Origin of the sequence: Acidovorax sp. BoFeN1, assembly GCF_003345135.1 — a bacterium.
GTDB lineage: Bacteria > Pseudomonadota > Gammaproteobacteria > Burkholderiales > Burkholderiaceae_C > Acidovorax > Acidovorax defluvii.
The window spans coordinates 1-15,708 of record NZ_QOZT01000002.1; the positions used below are offsets into that span (position 1 = coordinate 1).

15 protein-coding genes and 1 riboswitch are annotated in these 15,708 nt (G+C 64.4%); of the genes, 12 read left to right on the forward strand and 3 right to left on the reverse strand.

Annotated features, from left to right (window positions below; translation table 11 throughout):
* Nucleotides 1–327: 327 nt before the first annotated feature.
* A riboswitch (TPP riboswitch) is annotated at nucleotides 328–433 on the forward strand.
* 68 nt (nucleotides 434–501) lie between these two features.
* The gene (locus tag DTW89_RS00525) at nucleotides 502–1,773 is read left to right on the forward strand and encodes a purine-cytosine permease family protein (protein ID WP_114654488.1); all 1,272 of its coding nucleotides are present in this window, start codon (nucleotides 502–504) and stop codon (nucleotides 1,771–1,773) included.
* Nucleotides 1,774–1,843: 70 nt separating this feature from the next.
* The gene (locus DTW89_RS00530; protein WP_114654489.1) at nucleotides 1,844–2,239 is read left to right on the forward strand and encodes a glutaredoxin family protein; all 396 of its coding nucleotides are present in this window, start codon (nucleotides 1,844–1,846) and stop codon (nucleotides 2,237–2,239) included.
* Between the two features lie 48 nt (nucleotides 2,240–2,287).
* Here DTW89_RS00530 and thiD read toward each other — a convergent pair whose 3' ends face one another.
* Nucleotides 2,288–3,142: a bifunctional hydroxymethylpyrimidine kinase/phosphomethylpyrimidine kinase gene (gene thiD / locus DTW89_RS00535; protein ID WP_114654490.1), complete on the reverse strand. Its 855-nt coding sequence runs from the start codon at nucleotides 3,140–3,142 to the stop codon at nucleotides 2,288–2,290.
* Between the two features lie 256 nt (nucleotides 3,143–3,398).
* Here thiD and DTW89_RS00540 point away from each other — a divergent pair, with 256 nt between their 5' ends.
* Genes DTW89_RS00540 through DTW89_RS00555 form a run of 4 tightly spaced genes read left to right on the forward strand, consistent with a single transcriptional unit; the run spans nucleotide 3,399 to nucleotide 6,434 of the window.
* Nucleotides 3,399–4,508, forward strand: coding sequence for an FAD-dependent oxidoreductase (locus DTW89_RS00540; RefSeq protein WP_114654491.1), 1,110 nt, complete (start codon nucleotides 3,399–3,401; stop codon nucleotides 4,506–4,508).
* Entirely contained in the window at nucleotides 4,505–4,702 is a 198-nt protein-coding gene (gene thiS, locus DTW89_RS00545; RefSeq protein ID WP_114654492.1) for a sulfur carrier protein ThiS, read from the forward strand. The genes DTW89_RS00540 and thiS overlap by 4 nt, the downstream gene beginning before the upstream one ends.
* 14 nt (nucleotides 4,703–4,716) lie before the next feature.
* On the forward strand, nucleotides 4,717–5,526 hold the full coding sequence (locus DTW89_RS00550) for a thiazole synthase (protein WP_114654540.1): 810 nt from the start codon (nucleotides 4,717–4,719) through the stop codon (nucleotides 5,524–5,526).
* 5 nt (nucleotides 5,527–5,531) lie between these two features.
* The gene (locus DTW89_RS00555; protein WP_114654541.1) at nucleotides 5,532–6,434 is read left to right on the forward strand and encodes a thiamine phosphate synthase; all 903 of its coding nucleotides are present in this window, start codon (nucleotides 5,532–5,534) and stop codon (nucleotides 6,432–6,434) included.
* Nucleotides 6,435–6,597: 163 nt separating this feature from the next.
* On the opposite strand, the gene DTW89_RS00560 is transcribed toward DTW89_RS00555, so the two are convergent.
* Nucleotides 6,598–8,790 carry a hypothetical protein gene (locus tag DTW89_RS00560; RefSeq protein ID WP_236636980.1) on the reverse strand — a complete coding sequence of 731 codons (2,193 nt, stop codon included), beginning with the start codon at nucleotides 8,788–8,790 and terminating at the stop codon, nucleotides 6,598–6,600.
* 71 nt (nucleotides 8,791–8,861) lie between these two features.
* Here DTW89_RS00560 and DTW89_RS00565 point away from each other — a divergent pair, with 71 nt between their 5' ends.
* The 5 genes from DTW89_RS00565 to DTW89_RS00585 all read left to right on the forward strand — a co-directional run bounded on the left by DTW89_RS00565 (nucleotide 8,862) and on the right by DTW89_RS00585 (nucleotide 14,535).
* Nucleotides 8,862–10,385, forward strand: coding sequence for a 3-hydroxyacyl-CoA dehydrogenase (locus DTW89_RS00565; RefSeq protein ID WP_114654494.1), 1,524 nt, complete (start codon nucleotides 8,862–8,864; stop codon nucleotides 10,383–10,385).
* Nucleotides 10,386–10,419: 34 nt separating this feature from the next.
* Nucleotides 10,420–11,199 (forward strand): oxepin-CoA hydrolase, alternative type, encoded by a 780-nt coding sequence (locus tag DTW89_RS00570; RefSeq protein ID WP_114654495.1) that lies wholly within the window; start codon nucleotides 10,420–10,422, stop codon nucleotides 11,197–11,199.
* 161 nt (nucleotides 11,200–11,360) lie between these two features.
* Entirely contained in the window at nucleotides 11,361–12,080 is a 720-nt protein-coding gene (locus tag DTW89_RS00575) for a Crp/Fnr family transcriptional regulator (RefSeq protein WP_114654496.1), read from the forward strand.
* A gap of 91 nt (nucleotides 12,081–12,171) precedes the next feature.
* Nucleotides 12,172–13,257 carry a phosphotransferase gene (locus tag DTW89_RS00580; RefSeq protein WP_114654497.1) on the forward strand — a complete coding sequence of 362 codons (1,086 nt, stop codon included), beginning with the start codon at nucleotides 12,172–12,174 and terminating at the stop codon, nucleotides 13,255–13,257.
* Between the two features lie 33 nt (nucleotides 13,258–13,290).
* Nucleotides 13,291–14,535 (forward strand): acyl-CoA dehydrogenase family protein, encoded by a 1,245-nt coding sequence (locus DTW89_RS00585; protein WP_024815280.1) that lies wholly within the window; start codon nucleotides 13,291–13,293, stop codon nucleotides 14,533–14,535.
* Between the two features lie 163 nt (nucleotides 14,536–14,698).
* Here the strand turns inward: DTW89_RS00585 and DTW89_RS19365 are convergent, their stop codons facing one another.
* Complete coding sequence (locus DTW89_RS19365; protein WP_161555613.1) at nucleotides 14,699–14,857, reverse strand: hypothetical protein; 159 nt, start codon at nucleotides 14,855–14,857, stop codon at nucleotides 14,699–14,701.
* A 34-nt stretch (nucleotides 14,858–14,891) separates the two neighbouring features.
* Between DTW89_RS19365 and DTW89_RS00590 the strand changes: the two genes are divergently transcribed.
* Nucleotides 14,892–15,593 carry a hypothetical protein gene (locus DTW89_RS00590; protein ID WP_236636981.1) on the forward strand — a complete coding sequence of 234 codons (702 nt, stop codon included), beginning with the start codon at nucleotides 14,892–14,894 and terminating at the stop codon, nucleotides 15,591–15,593.
* Nucleotides 15,594–15,708 lie beyond the last annotated feature (115 nt).

The window sequence follows — 15,708 nt, forward strand, 5'->3', positions numbered from 1 at the left end:
CACGTCGGGTGGGCTTGCGCGACTGCTCGAATCCGTTGTTTTGATCTGCGGCCATTGCCAGGGTCTGCTGCTTCATCTGCGGATAACGTTTGAGAAGCGACAACGGTGGACCTTGATCAGCATTGCCTTAACCCGCATGCGACTTCTGCTTTCTTGTTGTCTGGCATTGTTGTATTGCCACCCTGAAGGTTTGCTGAACTGCCCATTCACCCTCTGTTCAGCACCCAACGAACCCCGCACCACCGATGGCCGGTACTGGCCGACAACCACCCACCCTCCAAAGCAAATTCCCCCCCGCTAGAATCCACCCCGCAGCGCCACGTGGCGCTGCACCGCTAGGGGTGCCCCGCAGCGCCAACGCTGCACGGGCTGAGAGAGTCCCTTTGAACCTGATTGAGATCATCCTCGCGCAGGGAAGCCCGTCCGCTATTTCACGCCGTTGACCGCGCGTGGCCGGGGCCTTCCTTGCGCAGTGACGCACCGCACTGCCAAGGAACCCGCATGAGCACCCGCACCACTTCCGCCAACGAGGCGCTGACACCCGTTTCGAGCGAGCGGCGCGTGTTTGGCTGGCACGACCACGCCTCGCTGTGGTTCAGCCTGGGCGTGGGTCTGCTGGTGATGCAGGTGGGCGCCTATCTGATGCCCGCCCTCGGAACCCGAGAGGCCCTGTGGGCCATCGTGGCGGGCTCCATTCTGGGCGCTGGCTTGCTGGGCTGGGTGGCCAAGCTGGGCTGCGACAGCGGGCTGGCCAGCGCGGGCCTGATGCATGCGGTGTATGGCCGCACCTTTGCGGGGCTGCCCATCGTCCTGAACATCGTGCAGCTGGTGGGCTGGGGCACGTTCGAGCTGGTGGTGATGCGCGATGCCACGGTGGCCATCGGGCAGCAGTGGGACACCATGGCGGATGCGCACTGGCCGGTGCTGGCCACGCTGCTGTGGGGCGGCGTGGTGATGTTGCTCATCAGCGGCTCGATGGTGCAACTGGTGCGCAAGGTGATTGCGCGCGTGGCGCTGCCGCTGGTGGTGCTGTCGCTGTTGTGGCTGAGCTGGCAGTTTCTATCACTGGCACAGGTGCAGGGCTTTGAAGCACTGTGGAACCGCAAGGGCGAAGGCGGCATGGGCGTGTTGCCGGCGCTGGACCTGGTGATTGCCATGCCCATCTCGTGGCTGCCGCTGGTGGCCGACTATGCCCGCCACGGCAAAAGCGGCAGCGCTGCCCTGCGCGGGACCTGGCTGGGCTACGCGCTGGCCAACATGTGGTGCTATGCACTCGGTGTGCTGGTAGCGCTGACCTTGCCCAGCAAGGACCTGGTGCAGGCCTTGCTGCTGGCCCAGGGCGGGTTGATTGCGCTGTCGCTGATCCTGATTGACGAAGTGGACAACGCCTACGGCGACACCTACTCGGGCGCCGTGTCGGCCCACAGCCTGCTGCCACGCTGGAGCGTGCGCCGCTGGGGCCTGGCCATGACAGCGTTGTGCACCGCTCTGGCGCTGGTGCTGCCCATGCACAGCCTGGAGCCATTTTTGCTGCTGCTGAGCTCGGTGTTTGTGCCCTTGTTCGGCGTCATCCTGGGGCGCCTGGCTTTTGGCACCAATGCGCCCGCATTGCTGGCGCAGGCACGCAAGGTCAACCCTGTGCCGGTTGCCATCTGGCTGGCAGGCATAGCTTTCTACCACCTGATGCCCATGGTCTCCACGTTGCTCGGTGCCGCTCTGCCCACGCTGGTGCTGTGTTTTGTGCTGGCATTCGCAACCCGCCCACGCCGCTGAACGATTTCGCGCAAGGGCAGCCCATGGTCTGCCCACAAAGGGGCAGCGCTCTGCTTGCCTAAAATGGCCCATGAAATTTTTAGTTCGATCCTTTTTCAAGACCCTGCGCATTGTGTTGGGCCCTGTGATGCAGCTCAAGGAGACCTTGACGCGTCCCCAGGGCATGGTGCGTTCCACTGCCGGACAAGATTCGGTGGACCAATCGTGCCGCGCACTCGCCCTGTACCAATACAAGACCTGCCCTTTTTGCATCAAAGTGCGCCAGGAAATGCGACGCCTTTCCCTGAAAATCACCCAGGTGGACGCTCAGCCGGAAGGACCCGCCAGAGCCGAATTGACGCAGCAAGGTGGCCACACCAAGGTGCCCTGCCTGAAGATCACCGACGAAGCTGGCAACAGCCATTGGCTCTACGACTCCGAAAAGATCATTGCCTACTTGCGCAGCCATTTCGCGCAGGTGGTTTGAAGGCCTCTTCAGCGCTTCAGCTCTTAACGGGCCTCGCAGGACTCGAACTCAATCATGCAGCACCCGCTGCACTACGGGTGCATAACTGTGATTGAGTGGCCCGTGGCCCTGGCCCGTGCGCACGTGAGCCCCCGCAGCAATGGCACCCAATATGTAGGCACGCGCGCATTCCACGGCTTGGGGCAGCGGCGAGCCCAGTGCCAAGTGTGCGGCAATGGCGGACGACAAGGTGCAGCCCGTGCCGTGGCCGTTGTGCGTGGCGATGCGCGCGCTTTCGAGGCGCTGGCGCAGGCCCGCCCGCGTGGCCAGCAGGTCCACCACGCGCTCGCCTTTCAGGTGCCCGCCCTTGAGCAGCACGGCAGGCGCGCCCAGGGCCAACAGGTCCCGCGCCGCGTCGTCAAGGGCATCAATGCCTTCGATCTCGCGGCCCAGCAGCAACGCAGCTTCGTCGAGATTGGGTGTGACCACTTCGGCCAGCGGAAATAGCTCGTCCACCAACACCTGCACGGTTTCGCTGGCGATCAGGCGGTCGCCGCTGGTGGCCACCATCACCGGGTCGAGCACCACATGGGGAAGGCGGTGGGTGCGGATGGCCTGCGCCACCACGCGCACCACCTCAGGCGACGCCAGCATGCCGATCTTCACTGCATCCACGCCGATGTCCTGCGCTACGGCATCGATCTGCGCGCGCAGCATGTCGGGCGGCACGCCGTGGATGCCCGTCACGCCCAGTGTGTTCTGCGCGGTGATGGCCGTGATGGCGGTCATGCCGTAGCAGCCCAGGGCGCTGAAGGTTTTGAGGTCGGCCTGAATGCCTGCGCCGCCGCCGCTGTCGGAGCCGGCGATGGACAGCACGCGCACGTAGCGCGGCCGCAGCGTAGCGGAGCTTGTTGGAGTTGTCATGGCAAAAATTATGGCCTATGCGCCAGGTCAATTCGGGGCGCAGAGGGATATGCTGTAATTCCGGCTTACGGACGAAACAGGGGTGTCCCGCCAATATGGCGCGCGACTGAGAAAGACCCTGGAGCCACGAAACGACAAGTTCTCACAGCACCTCTTGGCGCTGGGCTCCGCTACCCGATCCAGGTCATGCTGGCGTGGGGAGTTTCCAGTAACGGCACAGCCCCGTTTTGTCCTCCTGTTGCCTACAGAAGGACGCATGAAACTCCAACCTTCCTCCATTGTCATTCTGGGTGCCGGCCTCATGGGCCGGCTTCTGGCTGTTGAACTGGCCCGCCAAGGCCACTCTGTTGAGGTTTACGACAGCGGCGGCCCGGCCGCCGAGCATGCCGCAGCGCCCATTGCGGCCGCCATGGTGGCCCCACTGGCTGAGTCGGCCGTGACCGAACCGGGGGTAGTGCGCATGGGCCAATACTCCCTCACGCGCTGGCCCCAGATGCTGGCGGCGCTGGAACAGCCGGTGTTCTTTCAGCAAGAAGGCACGCTGATCGTCTGGCACCGCCAGGACTCTGCCGAGGCGCAGCGGCTGCAGCGCCTGCTGGAAACCACCCAGACCACCATTCCCGATCTGCCCGCAATGCAGGTGCTCGACAGCGCCGGCGTGGCTGCCGCCGAGCCCACGCTGGCGCACCGCTTTTCGCAAGGGCTTTATCTGCCCGGTGAAGGCCAGCTGGACAACCGTCAGTTGCTGGCCGCCCTGGCCCACGAGATGGATCGCCTGCAGGTGCGCTGCCACTGGCACACCCCGCGCGACCCTGGCGAGTTTTCGCCCGGCACACCCGGGCAGGCCGACTGGCTGCTCGACTGCCGCGGTCTGGGTGCGCGCGGCCAATGGCGTGCCTTGCGCGGCGTGCGGGGCGAAGTGGTGCGCCTGCACGCGCCCGAAGTCACGCTGCGGCGCCCCACCCGGGTGGTGCACCCGCGCTACCCCATCTACATTGCGCCCAAGGAAGACCATCTGTTTGTGATTGGCGCCACGGAAATCGAATCCGACGACCTGTCACCAGCCAGCGTGCGGTCTACCCTAGAGCTGCTGAGCGCCGCCTATGCCGTGCACAGCGGCTTTGCGGAGGCCCGCATTGTGGAAATCGCCACCCAGTGCCGCCCCACATTGCCCGACAATCTGCCCGCCGTGCGCCAATCGCAACCCCGGGTGCTGGAAGTGAACGGCCTATACCGCCATGGTTTCATGATCGCCCCGGCGATGCTCGACGTGGTGCTGGAGCTCATGGCCACGGGCCAGTCGCCGCTGGCCTCCCGCTTTGATCTTGCCTTGCCCACCGGAGACGACAGCCGCGCGTTGCCATGAACATTCTGATCAACCAGACATCCCACGAACTGCCCGACAGCGCCACGCTGGCCGATGCCATTGCCGCCGTGGCGGCGCGCCCGCCCTTCGCGGTGGCGGTCAACACCGTTTTTGTACCCAACACCCACTACGCCGAACAGCTGCTGCAGGCGGGCGACCGGGTGGAAATCATCTCTCCTGTGACGGGTGGCTGATGCCACCGCATGCCATGACCTCTTCCAATTCCGACGACATGCTGGTCCTTTATGGCCAATCTTTTTCCAGCCGCCTTTTGCTGGGCACGGCACGCTATCCATCGCCCAGCGTGCTGGAAGCCGCAGTGCAGCGCGCGCGCCCGGCCATGCTCACGGCATCACTGCGCCGCCAGGGCAGCCTTGGTGCCGAGGCGGGCAACAGCTTCTGGGAGCTGCTGCGCCGCCTGAATGTGCCCATCCTGCCCAACACCGCCGGTTGCCACAGCGTGCAAGAGGCCATCACCACGTCGCACATGGCGCGCGAGGTGTTCAACACCCCGTGGATCAAGCTGGAGCTGATTGGCGACGACTACACGCTGCAGCCTGACACGCTCAACCTGGTGGAAGCTGCCGCGCAACTCATCAAGGACGGTTTTCAGGTGCTTCCCTATTGCACCGAAGACCTCGTGCTGTGCCAGCGCCTGGTGGACGTGGGCTGCCAGGCCGTGATGCCCTGGGCGGCCCCCATTGGTACCGGGCGCGGCCCCGTCAACCCCTATGCGCTGCAGCTGCTGCGCGAGCGCCTGGATGTGCCGCTGCTGGTGGACGCGGGATTGGGCCTGCCCTCGCACGCTTGCCAGGTCATGGAATGGGGTTACGACGGTGTGCTGCTGAACACTGCCGTTGCACTGGCGCAAGACCCCGTCACCATGGCCGGGGCATTTGCCGACGCGGTGCAGGCGGGGCGATCGGCCCGCAAGGCCGGCGCCATGGCAGCCCAGGACACCGCCCAGGCCAGCACCCCCGTGCTTGGCACCCCCTTCTGGCACCATGCACAAGAATGACGACCATGAGTGATGTCGATGCCATGCTGCAAGAAATCCTACAGCACCATGCCAGCGCGTTTCCCGGCTTTGCGGCGCAGCCCACGCCGGCGCCCACATCGCCAGATCCGGTGTACCAGGCTGCGCTGCAAGCATGCAGCGCACTCGGGTTCATTGCGCACGATGCAGAGTGCGTGGCCCACGCATGGCAGGCACGCAGCGCGCGCATGGGCCATTTTGCGCCCACGCCATGGCCTGATGAGCCGCAGGATTTTGGCCTGCAGCCAGCGCCACGGCGTAGCGCCTTTGCGTCTTGTCCGCAGCAGCTGGGCCTGTATGCCGTTCTGCCCGATGCGGTGTGGGTGGGGCGCATGGCGCGGGCCGGCGTACCCACCGTGCAGCTGCGTTTCAAATCAGACGACTGCGCCGCCGTGGCGCGCGAGGTGACAGCAGCCGTGCAGGCGGTGCAAGGCACGCAGGCGCTGCTGTTCATCAACGACCATTGGCGCCAAGCCATTGAGGCCGGGGCCTATGGCGTCCACCTCGGGCAGGAAGACCTCGACGCCCTGCAACCCAGCGAGTTGCAAGCCCTGCAGGCCTCGGACCTGCGGCTGGGGGTGAGCACGCACGGCTACGCAGAAATGGTGCGCGCCGACGCCGTGGGCCCCAGCTATGTCGCCTTGGGGGCGGTGTTTCCCACGACGCTCAAAAAAATGGCGACGGCGCCCCAGGGCATAGGCCGCCTGGCGGCTTATGCGCGCCTGATGCAAGGCTATCCACTGGTGGCCATTGGAGGCATTGGCGCTGATCAGTTTGGCGAAGTGCTGGGCACCGGCGTGGGCTCTATCGCTGTGGTGCGGGCGCTGGTCAACGCACCCAACCCCGAAGAGGCTGCGCGCCAGCTAATGGCACGCATGGCCACAACGTAGAGCCCTGGCGCTGGGACAGCGTAAATGGGTCAGCGTCCAGGCTGCCGGGGATTTGCTGGTGGCTGCAACACCCCCACCACGCCGCACAAGCGTCGGTAGCGGAGGTGGTTCTCCCGTCAGCATGACCGAAAGCGACCTGGCACCGCAGCGCCCCGGGTTCGGTTCACACCTTGGGTTCGGGTTTGCGTTGTTCGAGCTCTTCGAGTTCAAGGCGCACTTCCACCAGATCGTTGGCCATGCCAAAGCCAATCGGCTGGTCTGGACGCGGCGCCACCGTGACCGGAACGGGTGGCAGATCGCTGAGCGTGAGATGCGGAGGATCGGACAAATCCAGGTCCAGCTCATGGGACTCTATTGGTGCGCCGGGCTTCAGGACTGCATTGCTGGAAAGTTCGGGCGCTGCGGGCGCATGATGGCCAAAATCAAACTCCAGGCTGGCAGTCAGCGAATCCAGGGGCAGATCGACAACGGGGACCGCAGCCGAAGGCGATTTAACGTGCAACGGCTCTGACACTGCGCCGTCCAGAGCATCCAGCGGCGAAGCAAGTGGTGTTGTGCGCATGCGCGGAGGCGCTGCCCCACGAGCGCTTGCCGGCGTGGTTTGCGCAATGGCCAGCAACAGCAACAGATCGTCAAATGCCGCCAGATCAAACGGTGCAACCGATGCATCCCCCGCCCTGCGGAACAGATACTTTTCGAGCAACTGCAGCACGGAGGACGAGGTCCACTCTGCTTCGATGGCGGCCAGTGCATCAAGGTAATGCTCCAGAGGTCGGCCCTGGCGGCTGAACGCCGAGAACTCAGGCACCTGCGCATTGAAGTGGCTGCAGAACTGATCGCGCAACTGGCCAAAATCGTCCGAGCGCCCCAGCGTGTGGTACAGCCGCAAGAGCTCAAGATAAGCCGATGGCGAGGTTTCGCGATGGGCTGCAATGTGCTTCTTGAGCACCTCCACGGCCTGGTCGTGCTGACCTACCGAAACAAAGAACTCGGCATGCTGCTGAAGATCAAAAAGGGCTTCGGGGTTGACGATGTGCCAGGGGCTTTCGGTGGGTGGCGCGGCTTTTGCCACCGATATGGGTTGCGGCGCGCGCTCTGGCGTTGCCATCGAGGGCGCGTCTCCAGGCTGGACGGGCTGCGATCCGGCGTGAATATACGTATCTTCAGCAAATTGCGAAGAGTCCTCCGGCCCCCACGTGTCGTGGGGATGGGGTACCAGATCGTGGGGATCGTGGTGACCTGCATCGCTGTGCTTGGCACTCAACGCAACCGAATCGCGCCAGGCCTGTATGGCCAGCCGGGAATCGCGGCGCGCCCTGGTCCATACCCAGGCCAGCAGGCCCGATACCAAGGCCAGCAAAGCCAGCAGCGCATAAACAAGCCCTGCAGGAAAGCGCTGGCTCTCGATCAAGGCAAGTCGCTGCTGCAATTCAGCAAAGCTGGCTTGGTCGGAGGCGGATTTGGCACGCAAGACGGCCATCTCGGCTTCGAGCGCACGCACGCGTTCGTCGTCTCGCTGTGCCGCTTCGGGTGCCGTGTTCATAGCCTTCCAGGCCGCTGCTGCTTCGAGCCGTTGTGAGGCCGAGGCCTGGGCCGGCAGGGCACCCATGTCGACTGAAGGACGCAGCGCAACGGACGGATCGGCCAAGGCATCCAGCGGTTCCATTACCAGCCGTGACCGCTCTGGCGCCGGGGGCGATGCCGCCACCTTGACAGGGGCAGCCTCGCGTGCGGGTGCTTTGGGGGCCACAGCCCGAGGCGCACGGGGTGGTGCAACGCGAGCTAGCTGCTTGGTGGTCTGTGGCTTGCGGGGGGCAGGAGTTGTGGCGTCGGCCTGTGCACTGGGGTCGGCGGGCGCTTGTGCGTTGCGACGCATGGCGGGAGACGAAGCGGGGCGCCCCGCACCTGCGCCCGCATCGCGGCCTGATGCGGGGGGGACCGACGCCAACTGGTCAATGTTCACCACGTGGCCGGGCACGTAGGCAACGGGTGGATCAACCAGAAAAGTGTAGTTGCGGGTGATTTTTCCTGAGCATCCAGCCGACATCCTGACAGAAATGACGGGCTCATTCACCGAACCCGCCACCTGCACACGCACCGCAGGGGAGCGCCCCGGCAACTTGGGCAACGCAGACACCCGCACCCGGGATTCGGGAACCGGAGAGTCGCCAAACGCCACATCTGCCGTGACACAGGACGAGGCAATATCTGCCCCCTCGTCGGGTTGCACATCAAAGGCGAGATCGACTGGAGCACCAAGAATGACGGCCCCCCGGCTTTGCCCCAGCGAAATGGCTGCGGCACTGCCAACGACCACCCAACACCCAGCCCCAAAAATAACGTTACGTAATTTCACAAAAATTTCTTTTTTTGGTGTGGTCATTTTTGCACACAAGTGTCACTAAACGCCAACGCCATAATGCCGCCATGAAAAATCAGTTTCCCATCGTGGGCATCGTAGGCGCGGGCGCCATGGGCCGAGGCATTGCACAGATAGCGGCCCAGGCTGGCAGTCGGGTTCTCTTGCTCGACATGCAACCGGACGCCGCAGCATCGGCGCGCGGCAGCATCCAGGCCCAATGGCAGCGCCTGCAAGACAAAGGACGCATTTCCGATGAACAGGCCCAGGGCTGGGGCAACCTGCTTGAGCCCGTCGCCACCATCGCCGACCTGGCGTCGTGCGACCTCGTCATCGAAGCCATCGTGGAGCGTCTGGATGCCAAACAGGCTCTTTTTGCCCAACTGGAGGCCGTGGTGGGGCCACACGCCGTGCTGGCCACCAATACATCCTCACTGGCGGTGACCGCCATCGGGGCCACATTGCGGCGGCCCGAAGGGCTGGCGGGCTTTCACTTCTTCAACCCCGTGCCGCTGATGAAGGTGGTGGAAGTGATTGCCGGGCTCAAGACAGCCCCCACAGTGTGCGAGTCACTGTCCCACTATGCGCGTCAGATGGGGCACACACCGGTGCAGGCGCAAGACACCCCAGGATTCATCGTCAACCATGCGGGGCGTGGATTTGGCACCGAAGCGCTGCGCATCGTCGGTGAAGGCGTGGCCGATTTCGCCACCATCGACCGCATCCTGCGCGACCAGGTGGGCTTCAAGCTGGGGCCGTTCGAACTCATGGATTTAACGGCCCTGGATGTCTCCCACCCCGTGATGGAGTCGATCTACCACCAGTATTACGAAGAACCGCGCTTTCGCCCCAGCGTGATCACTGCGCAGCGTCTGGCGGGCGGAATAGTCGGCAAGAAGGTGGGCGAAGGGTTTTATCGCTACGAAAACGGCGTGGCGCAGGTTCCTGCCGAACCCGCTGTTCCCGAAGTTGCCAGCATTCCACCGGTGTGGGTTTCAACACGCGCGGCGCGGCGCGCCGAGCTCTACCAACTGCTCAAGGACCTGGGCGCCACCATTGAAACGGGCGCATCACCGTCGCAGACTGCCATCTCGGTGGTGGCACCGCTGGGTTTTGACATCACCACCGTCGCGGTCGTGGAACGGCTCGATCCCGCCCGCACCATCGGCATCGACATGCTCATTGACGATGCTGCCACCCGGCGGCGCGTGCTGGCCACCAATCCGGCCACGCGCGTGGATATTCGGGACGCTGCACACGCCCTTTTTGCCCGCGACGGCAAGGCCGTTAGCGTGATCCGGGACAGCGGTGGCTTTGTCACCCAGCGCGTGGTGGCCACCATCGTGAACATTGCCAGCGACATCTGCCAGCAGCAGATCTGCAGCCCGCGTGACCTGGAAACCGCTGTCACGCTGGGGCTTGGCTACCCACTCGGACCACTGGCCATGGGCGACCGCTGGGGCCCCACCAACATCCTCGAAGTGCTGTTCAACATGCAAACGGTGTATGGCGACACACGGTACCGCCCCAGCCCCTGGTTGCGCCGGCGCGGGGCCATCGGCCTGAGCCTGGCACACGTTGAAGAGCATTGAGGAAGCACCCAACCCTACCGCCTGCAAACTCCCCATGCCCGCACAACTTCAAGCCGCCCGCGAGGGCCAGACCCTGGTTCTGACGCTCAGCAACCCGGAGCTGCGCAACGCCATCGACCCCGCCATGTATGCCGCCGGCATCGAGGCACTCAACGTGGCCGAGAGCAGCGCCGAGGTGCGCAGTGTTGTCATCACCGGGGCCGCAGGCGTGTTTTGCTCAGGAGGCAACCTGCTGCGTCTGCAAGCCAGCCGCCAGGCCGACCCGCAGGTGCAGGCGCAAAGCATCGAAGGCCTGCACAGCTGGATCGAGACCATTCGTACTTTTCCCAAGCCGGTGATTGCAGCAGTCGAAGGCGCTGCGGCAGGCGCCGGCTTTTCGCTGGCACTGGCATGCGACCTGGTGGTGGCGGCCCGCAATGCGGTGTTTGTGATGGCCTACAGCAACGTGGCCCTGTCGCCCGATGGCGGCGCCAGCTGGAGCCTGTCGCAGGCGCTGCCGCGCCAGCTGGCCACCGAGATCCTCATGTGCGGCGACCGGTTGACTGCCGAGCGCCTGCACGCCCTGGGCATCGTCAACCGCGTGGCCGAGCCCGGCAGTGCCCTGGCGACCGCGCTGGCGCTGGCAGAGCAGCTCAATGCGCGGGCGCCCAACGTGCTGGCCAGCATCAAGGAACTGGTGAGCGATGCGCCCCGCAACACCCTGTCCGCACACCTGGCAAGCGAACGGGACCACTTTGTCAAAAATCTGCACCACGCCAATGCCGGTGCGGGCATCGCGGCATTTCTGGACAAGCACACCCCGCAATACGAATAGCTGCCCACTTCACCGCCCACCCACGCACCCCCGGCGCCCCACAAGGTTTCGGGGGTTTTGCTTTGGGCAAAGGCAGCAGACACGCAGGTGACAACCCTGACAGTAAGTGCCCGTCCCTCACGCGACAATGGTTCTGTTTCAAGTCACACAAAAGACAGGCCATGGACGACCCGATTCTTACTATCGAAGAACGTGAAGCGATCAACTCAGGTCGCTGGTTTTCATCCCTCTCACCATCCCTTCGACACGACATCCTGCGATGTGCCTACGTCAAACGCTTCAAGGATGGCGGCCTCATAGCCGCCCGCGGCGACCCGCCCGAGGAGTGGATTGCCTGCGCGCGCGGTGCGGTGCGGGTGAGCTCCACCTCCATCTCCGGCAAGCAGATCACGCTGACCTATGTGGAGCCGGGCATCTGGTTCGGCGACGTGGCCATTTTCGACGGCGACCGGCGCACGCACGACGCCTATGCACATGGCGACACCACCATCCTTTGCGTGGCCAAGGCCGACTTCAAGAAAATTCTTGCGGCGCACACCGAGTTCTACGAAGCCATGCTGCGTCTGCACGCGCGGCGCATCCGGCAACTCTACGGCTTGGTCGAAGACCTCAACACCCTGCCCCTGCGCGCACGCCTGGCCAAGCAGCTGGTGCACCTGGTGCGCAGCTACGGCATTCCCAGCCTGTCGGACGGCAACGAAATGCGCATTGGCCTGCAGCTGGCACAGGAAGAACTGGCGCAACTGCTGGGTGCATCGCGCCAGCGGGTCAACCAGGAACTCAAGGCCATGGAGCGCGAAGATGCCATCCGCATCGAGCCGGGCGGCCTGGTGGTGCGCGACCGCCAGGCGCTGATGCGGATCGCCGAAGCCGACGCCTGAGCACAGCGCCCCTGGGCTGCTGCAGGGCCCCATTTTCTTGCGCCTGCGGTGCGGCAACCACGCCCTCTCAGTGCGACTACCTTTTGGAACTATGAGCAACTTTGACCACTTCGTTGGCACGCGCCCGGTCTCGGAGCAGCATGCATTCGACATTGACACCCTGACCGCATGGCTCACCCGCAACATGGAGGGCTTTACCGGCCCCATGACGGTCGAGATGTTCAAGGGTGGGCAATCCAACCCCACCTACAAGCTCATCACCCCCGGCGCCAGCTATGTGATGCGCGCCAAGCCCGGCCCTGTGGCCAAGCTGCTGCCATCGGCCCATGCCATCGAGCGCGAGTTTGCGGTGATGAGCGGCCTGTATGGCACCGATGTGCCAGTGCCACGCATGCATGTGCTGTGCGAAGACGAATCGGTGATTGGCCGCGCGTTTTATGTGATGGAGTGCATGCAGGGCCGTGTGCTATGGGACCAGTCCCTGCCCGGCATGACGCCGACAGAGCGCGGCGCCATCTACAACGAAATGAACCGCGTGATTGCGGCCCTGCATTCGGTGAAGTTTGCCGACAGGGGCCTGGCAAGCTATGGCAAGCCCGGCAACTACTTTGATCGCCAGATCGGGCGCTGGAGCAAGCAGTATGTGGCCTCCATCACCCAACCCATCGAAGAGATGGACAAGCTCATGCAGTGGCTGCCCGCCAACATGCCCGCCAGCGCCCGCGATGAGAGCAAGGTCTCCATCGTGCATGGCGACTACCGGCTCGACAACCTCATGTTCCACCCGACCGAGCCGCGCGTGGTTGCTGTGCTCGACTGGGAGCTGTCCACCCTGGGCCATCCCCTGGCCGATTTCAGCTACCACTGCATGAGCTGGCACATCCCTGCCGCGATGGGCCGGGGTATCGCGGGCCAAGACCTAGCGGCGCTGGGCATTCCCGACGAGGACAGCTACATCCGCCTGTACTGCGAGCGCACGGGCATCACCACGCCCGAGGCGCTGCGCGCCGACTGGAACTTCTACATGGCCTACAACATGTTCCGCATCGCCGCCATCCTGCAGGGCATCGCCAAGCGGGTGGAGGCGGGCACAGCCTCCAGCGCGCAGGCCAAGGCCTCGGGCGATACGGCGCGCCCCATGGCCCAGCTGGCCTGGTCGTTCGCCCAGCGCAGCTAAACCCACGATCGATTTTTTTGACGGAGACCCCCCATGGACTTTGACTACTCCCCCAAGACCAAGGAACTGCAGGCCAAGCTGCTCCAGTTCATGGACGACCACATCTACCCGGCCGAGGCAGCCTACGCCGCCGAGCTGGCCGCCAACACGGCCGTGGGCAAGCGCTGGACGCCGCTGCAGACCATCGAAAACCTCAAGCTCAAGGCCCAGGCCGCCGGGCTGTGGAACCTGTTCCTGCCCGTGGACACGGCCGAGGCATCTGGCTACCACGGTGCGGGCCTGACCAACCAGGAATACGCCCCCCTGGCCGAAATCATGGGCCGCGTGCTGTGGTCGAGCGAAGTCTTCAACTGCTCGGCCCCCGACACCGGCAACATGGAAACCATCGCCCGCTACGGTGACGCGGAAAACAAGGCCCGCTGGCTCAAGCCGCTGCTCGAGGGCAAGATCCGCTCCGCCTTCGCCATGACCGAACCCGACGTGGCTTCGAGCGATGCCACCAACATCGCCACCCGCATCGAGCGCCAGGGGGACGAATACGTCATCAACGGCCGCAAATGGTGGACATCGGGTGCCATGGACCCGCGTTGCTCGGTGTTCATCACCATGGGCAAGACCAACCCGGACGCCCCACGCCACTCGCAGCAGAGCATGATCCTCGTGCCCGCCAACACACCCGGCGTGAAGATCGTGCGTGCACTCAATGTGTTCGGCTACGACGACGCACCGCACGGCCATGCCGAGGTGCTGTTCGAGAACGTGCGCGTTCCAGCCTCCAACATCCTGCTGGGCGAAGGCCGTGGCTTCGAAATCGCACAAGGGCGCCTTGGCCCCGGACGCATCCACCACTGCATGCGCCTGATCGGCCTGGCAGAGCGCGCACTGGAACTCATGTGCAAGCGCTCCATGGCGCGCGTGGCCTTCGGCAAGACCGTGGCACAGCAGGGCGTGACGCAAGAGCGCATTGCCGAGGCGCGCTGCAAGATCGACATGGCCCGCCTGCTCACGCTCAAGGCCGCGTGGCTGATGGACACCGCCGGAAACAAGGTCGCACGCACCGAAATCGCCATGATCAAGGTGGTGGCACCCACCATGGCCTGCGACGTGATCGACTGGGCCATGCAGGCGCACGGCGGCGGCGGCGTGAGTGACGACTTCCCGCTCGCCTTTACCTACGCCCAGGCACGCACACTGCGCTTTGCCGATGGCCCGGACGAAGTGCACCGCAACTCCATCGCCAAGATGGAACTGGGCAAGTACGCGCCGCCAAAGCCCTGATCGCCCGCGGCTGCTGGCTGACAACACCGCTGTGCGCTGGCGGGTGCCACGCACACCGGTATTGCCAAGGCCCGCTTGCCACCCCTCCCCGCCTTCCGGTTGCCTCGGCAGCCCTGGGCGGGTTTTCTTATTTTGATAGCTACCAGCGCTTACGGAATAAGGGCTAAAGCCTGTTTTGGCTCATTTTTTCATCTGCAAAGAAAACAATTGCAGCGAGAAAATCTTCACACGCCTCACGACTCTGCGGATCACCCCCAGGCCAGAGTGCTTTTTGTGCGCACACCCCGCACAGATGGAATGATTTCACCGCGATGGCAGCCATCGGCGCGCACCAAGACGATACGATGGCAGGCGCTATGCCTCGTTCTTGCCCACCCCTGAATCCCCTGCCGCTGAACCGCCGCACCTTGCTGTGTGGTGCAGGTGCGTGGATTGCCTCTGTGATGGCCCCGGCAGGCCACGCAGCGTCGGCAAACCTGCCCGCAACGCCGCTCGCAGATGGCCACCCTGCTGCTGGCACCAGCCCTTTGGTGCGCCAGCTGGTGCGCTGGATCGAAGGCACCGGCGACAATCAGGGCCTGCCCTTTGCGGTGGTAGACAAACTGGCCGCCCGCATCCACGTTTTTTCGGCACAGGCGCGGTGGCTGGGCTCTGCCCCGGTGCTGCTGGGTGCGGCGCGCGGCGACCATTCGGTGCCCGGCATCGGTCAGCGCCCGTTGGCCCAGGTTCGCCCCGAAGAACGCACCACCCCTGCCGGCCGTTTTGTGACCGAGCCTGGCCGCAACCTGCGCGGCGAAGACATCGTGTGGATTGACTACGAATCGGCGGTTTCGCTGCACCGCGTGCGCAGCGTCAGCGCTTCCGAGCGGCGCCTGCAACGCCTGGCCAGCCGCAGCGCGCAGGACAAACGGATCAGCTATGGCTGCATCAATGCGCCCGCGGCGTTTTACAACCAGTGGATCGATCCCTTGTTTGGGCGCTCCAGCGGCGTGGCCTACGTGCTGCCCGACACCGAACCATTTGCTTCCATATTTATAGCTGCTAGCGCTTATCCATAAAGGGCTAGAGCCATTTTTTTCATATATTCATACGATCAAGACGCTGACCCGGCAGGGTTGCCGCAAGGGCGGTGCTGAGCGGCGTTCCCCGGTCGCTCCAGGCCCGTCCCGCCGC